Annotated in this window: 12 protein-coding genes, 1 rRNA gene and 1 pseudogene; 7 read left to right on the top strand and 7 right to left on the bottom strand. The window is 70.3% G+C overall.

What is annotated here, in order from left to right:
- Positions 1 to 35 precede the first annotated feature (35 nt).
- Positions 36 to 1,169 (bottom strand): phosphate ABC transporter substrate-binding protein PstS, encoded by a 1,134-nt coding sequence (pstS, locus tag ABT245_RS18190; protein ID WP_351734668.1) that lies wholly within the window; start codon positions 1,167 to 1,169, stop codon positions 36 to 38.
- A 356-nt stretch (positions 1,170 to 1,525) separates the two neighbouring features.
- Here pstS and ABT245_RS18185 point away from each other — a divergent pair, with 356 nt between their 5' ends.
- Positions 1,526 to 3,103, top strand: coding sequence for an FAD-binding oxidoreductase (locus tag ABT245_RS18185; protein WP_351734666.1), 1,578 nt, complete (start codon positions 1,526 to 1,528; stop codon positions 3,101 to 3,103).
- Between the two features lie 128 nt (positions 3,104 to 3,231).
- Here the strand turns inward: ABT245_RS18185 and ABT245_RS18180 are convergent, their stop codons facing one another.
- The 4 genes and pseudogenes from ABT245_RS18180 to ABT245_RS18165 form a co-directional block, all read right to left on the bottom strand.
- The gene (locus ABT245_RS18180) at positions 3,232 to 3,942 is read right to left on the bottom strand and encodes a phosphatase PAP2 family protein (RefSeq protein ID WP_351734664.1); all 711 of its coding nucleotides are present in this window, start codon (positions 3,940 to 3,942) and stop codon (positions 3,232 to 3,234) included.
- Between the two features lie 218 nt (positions 3,943 to 4,160).
- Entirely contained in the window at positions 4,161 to 5,162 is a 1,002-nt protein-coding gene (locus ABT245_RS18175) for a C40 family peptidase (protein WP_351734662.1), read from the bottom strand.
- A 158-nt stretch (positions 5,163 to 5,320) separates the two neighbouring features.
- Entirely contained in the window at positions 5,321 to 6,109 is a 789-nt protein-coding gene (locus ABT245_RS18170; protein WP_351734660.1) for a trypsin-like peptidase domain-containing protein, read from the bottom strand.
- Positions 6,110 to 6,937: 828 nt separating this feature from the next.
- A pseudogene (locus tag ABT245_RS18165) lies at positions 6,938 to 7,261 on the bottom strand (oxidoreductase); the annotation flags it as partial.
- 524 nt (positions 7,262 to 7,785) lie between these two features.
- Here ABT245_RS18165 and ABT245_RS18160 point away from each other — a divergent pair.
- The 6 genes from ABT245_RS18160 (at position 7,786) to ABT245_RS18135 (ending at position 15,018) form a co-directional block, all read left to right on the top strand.
- On the top strand, positions 7,786 to 8,094 hold the full coding sequence (locus ABT245_RS18160; RefSeq protein WP_014673544.1) for a DUF8827 family protein: 309 nt from the start codon (positions 7,786 to 7,788) through the stop codon (positions 8,092 to 8,094).
- A 210-nt stretch (positions 8,095 to 8,304) separates the two neighbouring features.
- On the top strand, positions 8,305 to 9,129 hold the full coding sequence (locus ABT245_RS18155) for a DUF8175 domain-containg protein (protein ID WP_351734658.1): 825 nt from the start codon (positions 8,305 to 8,307) through the stop codon (positions 9,127 to 9,129).
- Positions 9,119 to 10,438 (top strand): hypothetical protein, encoded by a 1,320-nt coding sequence (locus ABT245_RS18150; RefSeq protein WP_351734656.1) that lies wholly within the window; start codon positions 9,119 to 9,121, stop codon positions 10,436 to 10,438. The genes ABT245_RS18155 and ABT245_RS18150 overlap by 11 nt, the downstream gene beginning before the upstream one ends.
- A complete protein-coding gene (locus ABT245_RS18145) occupies positions 10,435 to 11,994 on the top strand; it encodes an SCO6880 family protein (RefSeq protein ID WP_351734654.1) in 1,560 nt (519 codons plus the stop codon). The genes ABT245_RS18150 and ABT245_RS18145 overlap by 4 nt, the downstream gene beginning before the upstream one ends.
- A gap of 14 nt (positions 11,995 to 12,008) precedes the next feature.
- Complete coding sequence (locus tag ABT245_RS18140) at positions 12,009 to 13,433, top strand: ATP-binding protein (RefSeq protein ID WP_351734652.1); 1,425 nt, start codon at positions 12,009 to 12,011, stop codon at positions 13,431 to 13,433.
- Between the two features lies 1 nt (position 13,434).
- On the top strand, positions 13,435 to 15,018 hold the full coding sequence (locus tag ABT245_RS18135) for a type IV secretory system conjugative DNA transfer family protein (RefSeq protein ID WP_351734650.1): 1,584 nt from the start codon (positions 13,435 to 13,437) through the stop codon (positions 15,016 to 15,018).
- A gap of 11 nt (positions 15,019 to 15,029) precedes the next feature.
- Here ABT245_RS18135 and ABT245_RS18130 read toward each other — a convergent pair whose 3' ends face one another.
- A complete protein-coding gene (locus ABT245_RS18130) occupies positions 15,030 to 15,602 on the bottom strand; it encodes a GNAT family N-acetyltransferase (RefSeq protein ID WP_351734648.1) in 573 nt (190 codons plus the stop codon).
- Between the two features lie 96 nt (positions 15,603 to 15,698).
- Positions 15,699 to 15,793: ribosomal RNA gene (rrf, locus tag ABT245_RS18125) — 5S ribosomal RNA — on the bottom strand; the annotation flags it as partial.

Below are 15,793 nucleotides of genomic sequence, written 5' to 3'. Positions count from 1 at the left end.
CCGGATCAGACCCGGGACCGGACCGCACTCTCAGTTCAGCTCAGGCCCGAGATGGTGGTGCGGACCTTGGAGATGATGTCGGCGGGGATGGGGGCGTAGCCGAGGTCGGCGAGCTTGCCCTGGCCGTCCTCGGAGGCGATGTAGTTCAGGAACGCCTTGGTGGCGGGCAGGGTGTCCGCCTTGTTGCCCTTGTCACAGACGATCTCGTAGGTGACGAGGGTGATCGGGTAGGCGCCCTCGGCCTTGGTCGCGTAGTTCAGTTCGAGCGCCAGGTCCTTGCCCGTGCCCACGACCTTGGCGTCGGCGATCGCCTTGGAGGCGGCGTCGCTGCTCGGGGCGACCGGCGCGCTGGCACCCGTGTCGATGCTGACGGCCTTCATGCCGTCGGCGACGTAGGACAGCTCGAAGTAGCCGATGGCGCCGTTGGTCTGCTTGACACCGGCGGCCACACCCGAGGACTGGGCGGCGGCCTGGCCACCCTTGGCCTGCCAGGCCTTACCGCCCTCGTACTTCCAGTTCTCCGGGGCGGCGGCCTTCAGGTACTTGGTGAAGTTGTCCGTGGTGCCGGACTCGTCCGAGCGGTGGTACGCCTGGATCTTGAGGTCGGGAAGCTTCGCGTCGGGGTTCAGCTTCTTGATGGCCTCGTCGTTCCACTTGGCGATCTTGCCGTCGAAGATCTTGGCGAGGGTCGGGGCGTCCAGGACGAGGTTGTCCACGCCCTCCAGGTTGTAGCCGACCGCGATCGGACCGCCGACCATCGGAAGGTCGACGCCCTGGCCGCCGGAGCAGACCTTCTTGGAGGCCGTGATCTCCTCGGGCTTCAGCGCCGAGTCGGAACCGGCGAAGGCCAGCTGACCCTGGTTGAAGGAGGTGACACCGGCACCGGAGCCGCCGGCCTTGTAGTTGATCTGCACGCCGCAGGCCTTGGAGAACTCGGCCACCCAGGCGTCGATCGCGTTCTTCTGCGCGGAGGAGCCGTCCGACAGCAGCTGGCCCTTGGCGTCGTCGCACTTGATGGAGCTGGCGCCGGCCGACGAGGAGGACGAGGAGGAGTCACTGGCCTTGTCGCCGGTGTCGTCCGAGCCGCACGCCGTGAGGGCCAGGGCGCCGGAGACAGCGACAGCACCGAGGGAAAGGGCGCGCAGCCGGTTCTTGCGCTGAAGCTTCACTTTTCGGGAGTTCCTTCCAAGGAGCCGCCACCGTCGGCGGCGCGCGTAGTCGTCGTGGTGCGCCTGCGCTCTCTTGCCGCACACCGCACCGGGTACGGCCGAAATTAGGCAGAACAGGTGAAGCCGCCGATGGCCATCGGTGAACGGAGGGTGAACCCCTGCCGTCAGCGCGGTTAGGTCACGGAATGCTTACGGGGAGAGCACGTCGAGGTCCCGACGGCCGCGCGGGCGAAGACCGGCCCCCGCAGCCGCTTGACGGCGCGAGTAACGTGCACACAGCACACATATTCGACGGCCGTGGAACCCACCGAGCCGGCACCCCGTCTCGATCCACGAAAGCCGACGAAGGGCACGGCATGGAACGGCGTTCGTTCATCTCACACGGCGCGGCGGCACTGGCAACGGCCGCCGTGGCTGCGGGCTGCTCCGGCGGCGGTACCTCCGCCGGTTCATCGACGAGCGCGCCCGGCGCGCCCCTCGGCTCCACATCCTCCCGCACGCCCCTGAAGACCACCAGCGCGACGGCCGCCGCCGACTGGCGCGCCCTCGCCCGCGACCTCGACGGGCAACTGGTCCGCCCAGGCGACGCGGCCTGGAACACCGCCCGCCTCCTCTACAACACCCGCTTCGACGGCCTGAAGCCCGCGGCGGTGGCCTACGTCGCCCACCCGGACGACATCCGCACCACTCTGGCGTACGCCGGAGCGCACGGGCTGCGCGTGGCGATACGCAACGGCGGCCACTCCTACGCGGGCTGGTCCTCCGGGAACGGCCGCCTCGTCATCGACGTCTCACGGCTGAACCGGATCCGGGTCAGCGGCGGACAGGCCGTCGTCGGCGCCGGCGCCAAACTGATCGACGTCTACCGCGCGCTGACCGCCGAGGGCGCGACGATACCCGCGGGTTCCTGCCCCACGGTCGGCGTCTCCGGCCTCGTCCTCGGCGGCGGCCACGGAGTCGTCTCCCGCGCCTACGGACTGACCTGCGACAGCCTGACCGGGGCCACCCTGATCACCGCCGACGGCAAGCAACTCACCGCCGACGCACGGACCAACCAGGACCTGTTCTGGGCCCTGCGCGGCGCTGGCAACGGCAACTTCGGCGTCGTCACCGAACTGCGCTTCGCCACCCACCCCGCGCCGCAGGCCGTGGCCGGATATCTGACCTGGCCGTGGGCCAGGGCGGCCGCCCTGATCAGGGCCTGGCAGGAATGGGGCCCCGACCAGCCCGACGAGATCTGGTCGGCCCTGCACCTGGAGCGCACGGCCGGCGCCGCCGCCACCGTGTCCCTGTCCGTCTTCTCCCTCGGCACATACGGCGAACTCCAGAACGCGGTGGACCGCCTGGCCGCCGCGGTGGGCGCGAACGCGTCGAGCGTGTCCCTGCGCCGCCGTGGCTACGCGGAGGCCATGGAGGTCTACGCGGGCTGCTCGTCCTTCGCCGCGGCGGCCCAGTGCCATCTGCCCGGCTCCACCCCGGGCCGCTCCCCGCAGGGCGCGCTGGGCCGTGAAACGTACGCCGCCCGCTCGGACTTCTTCGACCGGTCGCTGTCTCCGGCCGGCGTCCAGACGCTTCTGAACCAGATCCAGGCCGCCCGCGGCGGCTCGGGCAGCATCGCCCTGACCGCACTCGGCGGCGCGGTCAACCGCGTCTCCCCGACCGCGACGGCCTTCGTGCACCGCCGCTCCCGGATGCTGGCCCAGTACATCGCGTCCTGGCGGGCGGGCACATCGGGAGCCACCGCACAGTCCTGGCTGACCGAGGCGCACGGCGCGATGAAGCCGTACGCCTCCGGCGCGGCCTACCAGAACTACACGGACCCGACCCTGGCGAACTGGCGGACGGCGTACTACGGCGACGCCGCGACCCGCCTGGCCAAACTGAAGAACCGGTACGACCCGAACCGCTTCTTCACCTACCCACAGTCCCTGTGACATGCCTTCCGGCTTTCGGCGGCCCACTGCCGGACGCACCGGACACCCCGGATCGGCTCTGACCGTGGTGGTGGCGTTGCGGGGCGCGGCGGATCGCCGCCGGGTTCCGGTGGGGCGTTGGCGAATCGTCAGGCCGCCAGGTCGCGTTCCTCGGACGGGGTCGGCTTACGGGCGCCCGGGACCATCGCCTCGCCCCCCTCGCCCACCGGCGTGCGCCGCCGGATCAGCCATCCGGCCCGCGGTGACCGCCCCACCGCCCGCATCACCGGCGTGAGCAGGGCCGTGGCCGGCGGCGACAGCAACAGCACGACAGCCGTGCCGAGCGCGAACCCGCCGACGACGTCCGTCGGATAGTGCACGCCCATATAGACCCGGCAGAATCCTTCCAGCAGGGCCAGCCCGAGCCCGGCGATCCCGAACCTCCGGTTGGCCACGAACAGCCCGACCGCGAGCGCCATGGTGATCGTCGCGTGGTCGCTCACGAACGAGTAGTCCGTCTTGCCGGAGACGAGCACCTCCAGCCCCTGATGGTCGAGGAAGGGGCGGGGCCGCTCCACGAACCCCCGTATCGGCACGTTCACCAGCACGGCGACGGCGGCCGCGAGCGGCGCCCACACCAGCGCGGCGACCGACGAGGCGGCCTCCTCCTCGCTGCCGGACCGGCGCCGCACGGACCACCAGCACCACACCACCAGCAGCACCATGGCGAGCAGCAGCCCGTACTCACCCACGAACTCCATGACCCGGTCGAACCACCGGGGCGCGTCCTTGGCGAGTCCGTTGATGTCGTAGAGCAGGTCGACGTCGGGGTTCGAGCCGGATTCGGCGAGTACAGCCATGGTGCTACGGCCCCTTCGTCGTTCTCCCGGACGCACCTCGCGTGCGCCACCGCTGCCCACCCCCGTGGTGTGTAGATGTGCGCACTCACCGTCCGCCCGACTACGTCAACAGGAACGCACGGCCCCGGTTGATACGTTCCACGCTCCACCGAATGATCACGCAGACGTTACCGAAGAGAGACTCAAAGTCGCAGCTCAGGGTGTGGGTTCACGGTGTGTCACACCGCCGTGGGGAGCGCTTTCGCGCCATCTTCGGTGACCCGGGTCGCCCCGAAGTAGTCCGGGGTGTCGATCGGGTCGAACCGGATCACAGCCCCGGTTCTCGGCGCGTCGATCATGTAACCGCCGCCCACATAGATCCCCACATGCCGGATCGCGCGGGAATCGGTGAGGTCGTCCGAGAAGAACACCAGATCGCCGGGGAGCAGTTCGTCCCGCGGCGGGTGCGGTCCGGCGTTGTACTGGTCGTTGGCGACCCGCGGCAGCGTGATCCCGACGCTCTCGTACGCGGCCTTGGTCAGCCCCGAGCAGTCGAACCGTCCACCCTGGTCCGCGGTGCCGTTGCCGCCCCACAGGTATTCCGTGCCGAGCTTCTTCTGGGCGAACGCGATGGCTCCGGCCGCCTGCCGGCTGGGGTCGACCCGGGACACGGGCGCGGCGAAGCTCTGCTCCAGGGTGCGGATCGTCTTGACGTAGTTCTGGGTCTCACGAATGGCCGGAACCCCACCCGACCTTATGACCCGGTACGCACCGGCATTGTAGGCGGCGAGCATATTGTCGCTGGTGTCCCCGGGCACGTCCTTCACGTACTTCGCGAGTTCGCAGTCGTACGACGCTGCCGACGGAATCGCGTCATGCGGATCCCAGATGTCGCGCTTGCCGTCGCCGTTGCCGTCGATGCCGTGCGTGGCCCAGGTGCTCGGGATGAACTGCGCGATACCGCGCGCGTCCGCCGGGCTGACCACGTTCGGGTCCCAGCCGCTCTCCTGGTAGAGCTGGGCGGCGAGCAGCGCGGGGTTGATGGCGGAACACAGATTGCCCCACTGCTGCACGAGCGACTTGTAGGCGGCGGGCACGGCACCCTTGGCCAGCCCGACACTGCCGGCGCCGACGCCGTTGGTCAGGTTCCCGGCGACCATGTACACCCCGACGACCAGCAGCATGACGAAGCTCAGCCCGAGCCCGGCCGCGGCCCCGCCGATCACCCATACTTTCCGCACGGGTCAACACTCCCCCCTACAACGGCGGTTCATGACCATCTCCGCCAACCGTGACGCCGGGTCACAGCAAACCAGACACCAGGACCGGACTCCCCTCCCCCACGGCATCCCCCCGAACCACCGCCCTCAATACGCCCAGTTGGCCGCCCCGCCGCACCTCACCCGCCGCTCACCGCGTCCCGGTACAGCTCCGCCGCCTCCGTCCCGAGGACCACGCTGTACGAGACGTCCGCCGTCGAACCGCCCTGCTCGTGCCCGCCCAGTACGCCCACGACCTCGTGGTCCCCGTTGACCCAGGGGCTGCCACTGGTTCCGCCCGTGAAGCCGGGGCACCCGATCCGCTGCTGGGTACGGCTGTGCGCGGACGGCTTGGCGGAGCAACGGATCGGCGTCTCACCGGAGTCGGGGTACCCGGTGACGGTCACTGCGGTCGCCCCGGTCGTCGTACCCGGCGCGAACCGGTTCGCCCCTACGACGTCCTCGATCCGCTTCCCGCCCTCGTCCGCCACCACCGCGAAGGCCACGTCGCTGTCCTCGTCCTGCCCCTTGGACCAGCCGTCCGGCAGGAACCGCCTGCCCACCTTCCACAGCCCGTACGGCGCCTTCCCGTCCCGGTAGCCGGGAGCGAACACCAGGTCGGACGCGTCCTCGTCCACACAGTGCGCCGCCGTCACGATGAGATTCCGCCGCGGGCTGTGCACGACGGAGGCGGTGCAGAAGTGACCCCCGCCCAGCGCCGATCCACGGTCGGCGGCGAACAGCGCCCCGACCTGCTCGCTCTGCCGGGTCTCGGCCGCCACCGCCGTCACTCCGAGCGGCCCCGGCCCGTTGTCGGCGGCGGACACGGATGCCGAGGTGACCGCCAGCAGCACCATGGCGCCGAACAACGCCAGCTGCGAGCTGCCGGAGGTACCCGAGATGCGTGAGATGCGTGAGATGCGCTTCATCGGCCCCCACTGTGTCCCACGAAGGTGAAAAACCACCCCCGACTTAGCTGAGTTTTTCCTGTGAACCCCGCCTTGCCGTACACATCGTCGTCATGCCCAGTCCGCCAGATCACCGGCGAACCCACGGACCCGCGGACACCCCCACCGGCCCGGGCACTCCCGACGCGCGTCCCCCGCGCCCGCCGCCTCCCTGTCCGTCCGCCCCGTTACCTTTTCCGTGGCCCCGCAATGGGGCGCCTGGCCCCCGGGGTCGGTATGGCTGTGTGCCCCCTGTCGAGGTGGTGACCTGGGGGGTGTTGCCGCCGGGCTTCGAGGCACCGCTTGACCGCTGATGAGGGGCCTGACGACCGCCTGGCCTGGTGCAATACCGGGCCGCTGCACGGGCGGCATGTCTGCGTAACGTGGTTGCCGGCGTGTGGTGCCGCAGGGACGGCCGGGAGTTTCAGGTGACGAGAGGTGAGGGGCCCCCTGTACGTCCGCCCGCGGGCCTTCTCCCCACCCCCAGGCAACGCCTGACAGCCCGCCTCACACACGCGACCCCTCATGCCCGCGCGGCACGGGCGCCGGACCTGGTCCGCGGGCCGCTGCCGGACCTGCCGACCCACGAGGAACCGGACCGCGCGGCAGCGGCGCTCCGCCCCCGGCTCCCGGCGTCGGCGCCCGCGGCCACGCCCGTCCCGGCCCCGGGACCGACCTCACCCGCCGCCCGACGCCCGACCACCCGCCCGCCCGACGTCCGACGCCCCGTCGCCCGACCACCCGACCGCCCGATGTCCGACGCCCCGACGCCCGCCGCCGACCGACCGACCGCCGACCGTTCTCCGGCGGTCACTTCCTCAACGCACCGGCGGTCGTGGGGAAGCGCACCCCGGTGAGGTCTTCCGACACCGTCCACAGCCGGCGCGCCACGGCCGGATCGCTCGCCGCGCTCGACCGGCCCACCAGCGTCGGCGCTCCCCGCATCTCGCCGTACCCGTTCGGGCCGACGTAACTCGCGCCGGGCAGGTCCTGGGTGGCGGCGTAGAGGGTGGGCAGGGCGCCCGCCCGGTCGTCCTGAGCGAAGAACCTGTTGCCGACCATCAGGAACAGGTGGACGAGCCGGTTCCCGGTGTGGCTCTGCAGATTCGTGGCCGCGTAGCCGGGGTGGGCTGCCGGCCTGCACGGCATCGCCGCACTCGTCGCCAACGGCACCCTGGAGGCGGAGGCCGCCCTCGCCGGCATCGACGAGTCCATCCACCACATCCTGTACGGCCTGCGCCCACGCTGACCCTCCCCACGGGCCCGCCAACCCCCGCGCCTTCCCGGCGAGTTACCGAGCCGCGCCGGCAGCCCCGCACCGGCGGCCCCAGCGCACCGCCCAGGACGCCTCCGGCACGTCCGCCCGTCTCCCCGCCCGTGAGAACATCGTCACGACGTTTCACCCGACCAGCCGTCAGAAACAGCGCCAGGTCGTGAAGAAGGTCAACGAGGGAACCACACGACAGGTTCCGCTCAGGCCTCATTGCCCGGCGTGACCTGCCGTGATACACAGAGTGACCGTACGTGCCATTCGTACGAAACCCGCCAACCAATGACGTCAAGTCGACATGCGACGGCCTCATTGTCGGCGAGAATGAGGTCTGACCTCTGCACACCGCAGGGGATAGCGGAACTACCCACCAGGGGCGGTGACTTACATGCTCTTTGCGGCCGACAAGGGAGACATCAACACCATCATCGGCGGAATCGCTCCGGACTGGGGGCCCTTCGGCAGCCTGGGCAACGAAGCGAAGGTGATGATCGAGGTGGTGATGGCCGTGGCCATCCTGCTCTGCCTCGGCATCGCCGTCTGGGGCGCCGCCAAGCAGCGCATCGGCGCGACGGCCCTCCGTGACACCTTCAGCGCCGAACAGGGCAAAGGCCTCATCATCGCCGGTCTGACCGGAGTCTTCATCATCGGCTCACTCGGCACGCTGTTCACCATCGTGTACGGCATGGCCGTCTGACCCGGCCGCCCCGTCCCCCCTCTCTGTCCGCTCCGGGCGCGCCCGGTACCCCTACCCCCACCCGCCCGTCGTGCCCACCGGCAGAGGTTGCGTTTCCCTGATGTCGACTCACCACACCGCGCCCGCGCGGGGACCAGCAGGGCTACCGTCGTATACCTACACGGTCCGGCACAGAGTGTTCCTGTACCACGTCGAGGGAGCGTACGCGGTATGAGTCTCGGAGACGAGAACGGAGCCTCCGGCGGTTACGCCGACACGGGTCAGACCCGTACCCGGCTGCCCGGAGGCGACCCCTACGGCGGGGCCCGCCGGGGCGGCCGCTCGTCCTCACGCAGCCTGGTCACGATCGTCGGCGTCGTCGTCCTCCTGATCGCCGCGATCGCCTTCGCGAACCGTGGCGGCAACGACGACTCCCCGGCGCACGGCTCCAGCGACAAGCCGGCCACCTCCGCCACCGCGGCAAGCGGCGACACCCCGGTCCGGTCCACCACAGCCGGAATCCCCACAGGCTTCCCCCACACCCAACAGGGCGCCCAAAGCGCAGCAGCCAACTACGCGGTAGCCCTGGGCTCAGCAGAAATGTTCAACAAGGCAAAGCGCGACGCGATCCTGCGGGTCGTCATCACGCCTGCGCGCGTGTCGAGCTTCGAGACATCGCTCGACCGCGCGTACACGCCCGGCTTCAACAAGAACGTCGGCCTGAACGAAGACGGTTCGACACCGCAGGGCTACACGTTCGTCTCGCGTACCAGCCCGATCGGTACCAGACTCACCGATTCCTCCGGCGACGCCGCCACCGTCGAGGTCTGGTGCAGCGGCTTGCTCGGACTGGCCGGTGACAAGTCCACGAACCCGGTCACCAACAGCTGGTTCACCATCACCATGCAGCTGGAGTGGACCGCCGGAGACTGGAAGATCGTCGCACATTCGCAGAAGGAAGGCCCCGCGCCCGTTCCCGGCGACGACAAGGCCTCCAGCGCCGACGAGATCTCGAAGGCCGTCCAGGAGTACGGAGGTTTGACCTATGCCCGTTAGTCGGCACGTACTCAAACTGACAGCCGTGGTCACAGCCGTGCAGGCCGCGGCGGTTCTCATGGCCACTCGTGCCTTCGCCGCGCCCACACCGTCGCCGTCCGATGACGCCTGTGACCTGATCCACGGCCCCGCCAAGGACTACTGCGAGCAAGGCAGTAACTCCGGTGGGGCGGAGTCCCGGAAGGGGCTCACCTCCACCCTCGACCCCCTCAACTCGCTCGCCAAGGGCTGTGCCGACGCCGCGTCATGGACCATCCGCAAGCTCAGCGACGCGGTACAGGAAACGGCGAACGTCGACTTCACGAACACCAAGTTCCTCCAGCAGTACGCGGTCGTCTTCGCCGCGTCCACCATCCTCACCCTCCTCCTGTGGCTCCTCGCCGTCGCCAAGCGCGCGGTCCGCGGCGTCCCCCTCACCACCGCCCTGTCCGAAGCCATCGGCTTCCTCTGGCTCACCGTGCTGGCCTCCGCCTTCACCCCCCTGATCCTGTACACCGTGGTGTCGGCCTCCGACGGCGTCACGGACGTCCTCGCGAAGACCACAGGCAACCAGACCGACACCTTCTTCGGCACCTTCGCCGGCGCCCTGGACAAGGGCACCGACATCGGCGGCGGCCCGATCATGCTGATCGTCGTCTCGCTCGTCTCCATCCTCGCCGCCGGCATCCTCTGGCTGGAGCTGGTCATCCGCGCCGCCCTGCTCTACGTCGGCGCCCTCCTCGGCACCGTCGTCTACGCCGGCCTGGTCGACAAGAACCTGTGGGGCCACGTACGCCGCTGGGCCGGCATCATGATCGCGGTCATCCTCGTCAAACCGGTCATCGTCATCGTGCTCGGCCTGGCCGGCGCCCTGTCCTCGGACAACGGCCCCGACGCGTTCTCCGCCGTCGTCTCCGGACTCGCCATCATCCTGCTCGCCATCTTCGCCAGCGCGATGATCTACCGCTTCGTCCCCGGCTTCGGCGACGAGATCGCCTCCGGCCGCAACAACCGCATCATGCAGGGCGCCGAGGGCAAGGCAGCCGCGGTCATCAGCTCCCCGGCGACCCTGGTCGCCCAGGGCATCAAGACGCACAGCGCCCGCGCCGACAACAACGGAGGCGGCGGCCAGCCGTCCTCCGCGGGCGCCCGCCCGGCCAACCCGGCCTCCGGCGGAGTCGCCGCGCACAGCACCCGCACCCCGGGGGGTGGCGGCGGATCTGTCCCCTCCGCCGCACCCGCACCGCGCCAGCCCAGCCCGGCGAAGACCCCGCACGCCGGCAACACCCGCAACAGCAGCAGCAACCGCTCGGGAGGTGAAGGGCGTTGACGACCGAGTCCCACCTGTCCCATCCGGTCACGCCCCGCCGTACGTATCTCATCGGCCGCGCCCGGCCGAACGCGGTCATCGGCCGCAACCGTGAGACCGGCGAGATCGCGCTCATCATCGGCGGCGCGTTCCTGGGCATGATGTGCGGACTCCTGGTCCCCGTCCTGTCCCTGCGGATCGCGCTGCTGATGGGCTTCCCCCTGCTCGCGCTCGCCGCGGTGTACGTGCCGTACAGACGCCGCACGTTCTACAAGTGGTTCGAGATCAACCGCAGTTTCAAGCGCACCCTGCACCAGGGCACCGTCTACCGGTCCACGGCCATGGAAGCCGGCACCCGCCTCGACGGCCGCGAGGTGGAGGTCGGCCCGCCTCCCGGCATCGGACGGATCAGCTGGCTCGCCGCACCCTTCGGGCCCGACGAGATCGCCGTACTGCTGCACGCCGACCGCAAGACCGTCACCGCCGCCATCGAGATCGAGGGCCCCGGCGTCGGACTGCGCGACTCCGAGGACCAGGAGGCCCTCGTCGACCGGTTCGGCACGCTGCTCAAGCACGTGGCCAACGGCGACGGCTTCGTCACCCGGCTGCAGATGCTCGCCCGCACCCTGCCCGCCGACCCCGACGCGCACGCCAAGGACGTCGCTCAACGCGGCGACGAGAAGGCCCCGCAGTGGCTGAGCCGGTCGTACGACCAGCTCCAGTCCATGGTGTCCACCAGCAGCGAACAGCACCGCGCCTACCTCGTCGCCTGCATGCACTACTCCCGCGAACTGGCCGCCGAGGCGCACGCCATGGCCCGCGCGGCCCGCCCCCAGGCCGGCCGCAGACTGGACCGGGACTCCGGACTCGCCGTCGTCATGGCCCGCGAGCTGACCGACATCTGCTCCCGGCTCCAGGAGGCCGACATCCGGGTCCGCCAGCCGCTCGGCCAGGGCCGGCTCGCCTCCCTCATCCACTCCATGTACGACCCGGACCACCCGATCGACCACATCCAGGCGATGACGAAGCGGAACGCCTGGCCGGCCGAGCTGGACGCTATGGAGCCCACCTATCTCAAGGCCAAGACCCGCGAGTCCACGACCCGGGAGCCCTGGTGCCACGCCACCGCCTGGGTCAAGGAGTGGCCGATGACCCCGGTCGGCGTGAACTTCCTGGCGCCGCTGCTCGTCCACACCCCGGACGTCATCCGCACCGTCGCGGTCACGATGGACCTCGAACCCACCGAGGTCGCCATCGAGCGCATGCTGACCGAGAAGACCAACGACGAGGCCGAGGCCAGCCGCGCCGCCAAGATGAACCGCACCGTCGACCCGCGCGACATCGCCGCCCACAACCGCCTCGACCAGCGCGGCGAGGACCTGGCCAGCGGCGCCGCCGGGGTCAACCTGGTCGGCTACATCACCGTCTCCGCCCGTACCCCCGAAGCCCTCGCCCGCGACAAGCGGACCATAAGGGCCTCGGCCGGCAAGTCGTATCTGAAGCTGGAGTGGTGCGACCGCGAGCACCACCGGGCCTTCGTGAACACCCTCCCGTTCGCCACCGGAATCCGAAGGTAGGGGTTGATGCGCTGATGCGGGACCCGCTGTCCGCCGTCACGGACGCGTTCACGTCCTTCCTGTTCGGCAAGGTCGAGACGACCCGACTCCCGGTGCGCACGTCCACGGGCCAGGCCCAGGCGGTCTATCTGCCGACCGCCGCCCCTGGCCTCGGCGACTCCGGCGTCATCATCGGCCGCGAGGTGTACTCCGGGAAGGGCTACATCTACGACCCGTTCCAGCTGTACGGGCAGCAGCTCCCCGCACCGCACTGGCTGGTCCTCGGCGAGTCGGGCAACGGCAAGTCGGCGCTGGAGAAGACCTACGTCCTGCGCCAGCTGCGCTTCCGCGACCGCCAGGTCGTCGTCCTGGACGCGCAGGGCGAGGACGGGGTCGGCGAATGGAACCTCATCGCGCAGGAGCTGGGCATAACGCCGATCCGGCTGGACCCGATGGCGGCCCTGGACCACGGCATCCGGCTCAACCCGCTCGACCCGTCGATCACCACGACCGGCCAGCTCGCCCTGCTCCGCACGATCATCGAGGTCGCGATGGGGCACGGCCTGGACGAACGGTCCGGCTTCGCGCTCAAGGTCGCCCACGCGTACGTCAACGAGACGATCGTCGAGCGCCAGCCGGTGCTGTCCGACATCGTGGAGCAACTGCGCCACCCGGAACCGGAGTCGGCGGAGGCGATGAACGTCGCCATAGACGACGTACGGGCCTGGGGCCTGGACGTGGCCCTGGTCATCGACCGACTGGTCGACGGCGACCTGCGCGGCATGTTCGACGGCCCCACGACGGTCGGCATCGACCTGGACGCCCCGCTGATCGTTTTCGACCTGTCCCACATCGACCGCAACTCCATCGCCATGCCCATCCTGATGGCGATCGTCGGCGTGTGGCTGGAGCACACCTGGATCCGCCCCGACCGCAAGAAACGCATCTTCCTGGTCGAGGAGGCGTGGCACATCATCAACAGCCCCTTCGTGGCGCAGCTGTTCCAGCGGCTGCTCAAGTTCGGGCGCCGGCTCGGCCTGTCCTTCGTCGCGGTCGTCCACCATCTGTCCGACGTCGTGGACGGCGCCGCCGCGAAGGAGGCCGCGGCCATCCTGAAGATGGCCTCGACCCGCACCATCTACGCCCAGAAGGCCGACGAGGCACGCGCGACGGGCCGGGTCCTCGGCCTGCCCCGCTGGGCCGTGGAGATCATCCCGACGCTCACTCCCGGCATCGCGGTCTGGGACGTCAACGGCAATGTCCAGGTGGTCAAACACCTGGTGACGGAGACGGAACGCCCCCTGGTCTTCACCGACCGGGCGATGACCGAGTCGTCCAGCGACATCTCCACCGACGACGCGCTGCACGCCGCGGAACTGGAGGCGGAGCGGCGGGCGGCGGCCTTCGTGGAACAGCACATCGGCGACCTGGACGGGTCGTCCGAGTCGACGGTGGCCTGAGATGAGAGCCGAACAGCGGGACCGTCGCGGCGGCGGCCAGGGGGGCATCCCCGACGGCCTGCTGGTGGGCCTGCTCGCGTTCCTGCTCGGCACGAGCCTGCTGGTGTGGACGGCCACGGGCCTCGCGGGTCTGTTCACCCACGGCTCCTGGCCGTCCGGCGTCACCTTCGCCCACACCCCGCTGGCGATGCGGCAGCTCATCGCCGAACCGCACGACATCCCCGGCGCCTGGCCGCAGACACCGCCCGCCCAGCTGTCGGGGTACGGACTGGTCTGGGGCCTGTTCATCGGCCAGCTGATGGTGCTGTTCGTGCTGACCGTGTTCGCGATCGGCACGGTGGCCCGCTGGCGGGCCGGCCGGGCCCGGCGCCGCCACGCCCAGCACACGACGGCCACGGCACCCGCCCCCGCCGCTCAGGAACCGGCAGCCGAGCGGATCCGGGAAGCACGGCCCGAGCCGACGCCGGCACGGGCACAGGAACAAGCGCAGGAACAGCCGCAGCAACGGGCTCCGGCAGGCGCACCGGAGCCGGCGCCCACCCGGCCGCTCGAACCCCGGCACGAGGTCCCCGTGCCCCGTAGCGAATCCCAGCCCCAAGAACCGCCCACCGCCCTCGCGGCCGACGGCGGACGGCCCGGCGGCTGGGAGGCACCTCGCGCCGAGGCCGTCGTCCTGTACGCCGACCCCACGTCCCGGCAGGCCACCGCGGCCCAAGCGGTACGCGACGCGGAAGGCCCGGCGCTGGTCGTCACCTCCAACCCCGCCCTCTGGGCGGAGACCAAGGACGCCCGGGCCAAACTCGGCCCCACTCATCTCTACGACCCCACCCACCGCTGCGACACCCCGGCCCGGCTGCACTGGCCGCCGACGACGGGCTGCGAGGACAAGCAGACGGCACGGCACAGAGCTGCCGCCCTGCTCGCCCCGGTCAGACCCACCGCCAAGCTGGACCAAGCTCTCGCGGACACGGCCGAGACGCTGCTGCGCAGCTATCTGCACGCGGCCGCCATCGACGGCCGCACCATCCGTCACGTCCACCGCTGGACCCAGGGCACTCAGATCCAGGACGCGGTACGCACCCTGCGCACCAACCCCAAGGCGGCCCCCGGCGCGGCCGGCGAACTCGAAGCCGCCCTCACCGCGCACCCCGAACGCCGCGACATGGCACAGGAGTTGACGAGCCGCGCCCTCGCCGCGCTCTTCACGGTCAATATCCGTGAGGCATGCACGCCGAACCGAAGCGATGCACTCGCCTTGGATTCCTTTGTCTCCGAAGGGGGCACCCTTTATGTGGTCGGTGAATCCATCGAGGACCCCAGGACCAACCCCGGCGCGATGCCCCTCCTGACGGCCCTCGTCTCCAGCGTGGTCGAGCGCGGCCGGCGCATGGCCGAACGGTCATCCTCCGGTCGGCTCGACCCACCACTGACCCTCGTCCTCGACGACGTCGCGGCCGTGGCGCCGCTCCCCCAGCTACCGGAACTGCTGGCCACCGGGCCGACGCTGGGCCTGCCGACGCTGGCCCTCCTCCGCTCCCGCGAGCAGGGCCGCACCCGCTGGCCCCACCAGGAACTACCCGTCTAGAGGCCGCGCCGTCACCCGCGTTCCACGGCCAGTTCCAGCTCCCTGCCCCCGCCCTCGGCGAGTTCCACGGTGACCCCGCTGGGTGCGAAGCCCGCCTTGCGGTAAGCGCCCTGCGCCCGCCCGTTGTCCTCGTGCACGAGCAGCCGGACCCGTGTGGCTCCGTGTTTCCACGCCCACTCCAGGCCGACGGCGAACAACGCCTCGATCAGCCCGTGTCCGCGGTGCTCCGGCCTGATGAAGACCCCCACCGCATGGCCCTGTCGGCGCTCCACCGGATACCCGGCCCAGTCCTTGGTTCCGGCCTCGGTTCCGGCCTCCTCCATCAGCACTGTCAGGGTTCCGGCCCACACCCCGTCCGGAGCCACGGCGACGAACTGCCGCACCGTGCCCGCCCCGTCAGCCGACCGGGCCGCCCGCTCCTGCCAGAAGGCGTCCGGCCGGGCGATGGCGTCCTCGTACGTCTCCAGAAAGGCGAGCCGTGCGACGGGGTCCCGCAGCGCGTCGAGCCGCAGCGCCTTCACGGTGGGCCACTCATCGGCCCGTATGTCCCGGACGACGTACCGCTCTGCGATGTCTGTACTCATGCGGCCACGGTAGTACCGGGGTACGACGCCCCTCACTCGGCCCCTTAAACGCAGAAAACCCCGCATTCAAAAGAATGCGGGGTTTTCCCACGATTAGTTCGGCGGTGTCCTACTCTCCCACAGGGTCCCCCCTGCAGTACCATCGGCGCTGTAAGGCTTAGCTTCCGGGTTCGGAATGTAACCGGGCGTTT

Source organism: Streptomyces sp. NPDC001508 (assembly GCF_040298665.1).
GTDB lineage: Bacteria > Actinomycetota > Actinomycetes > Streptomycetales > Streptomycetaceae > Streptomyces.
Note: the sequence above shows the minus strand (reverse complement) of the source record. Positions and strands in the feature narration are given on the sequence as shown.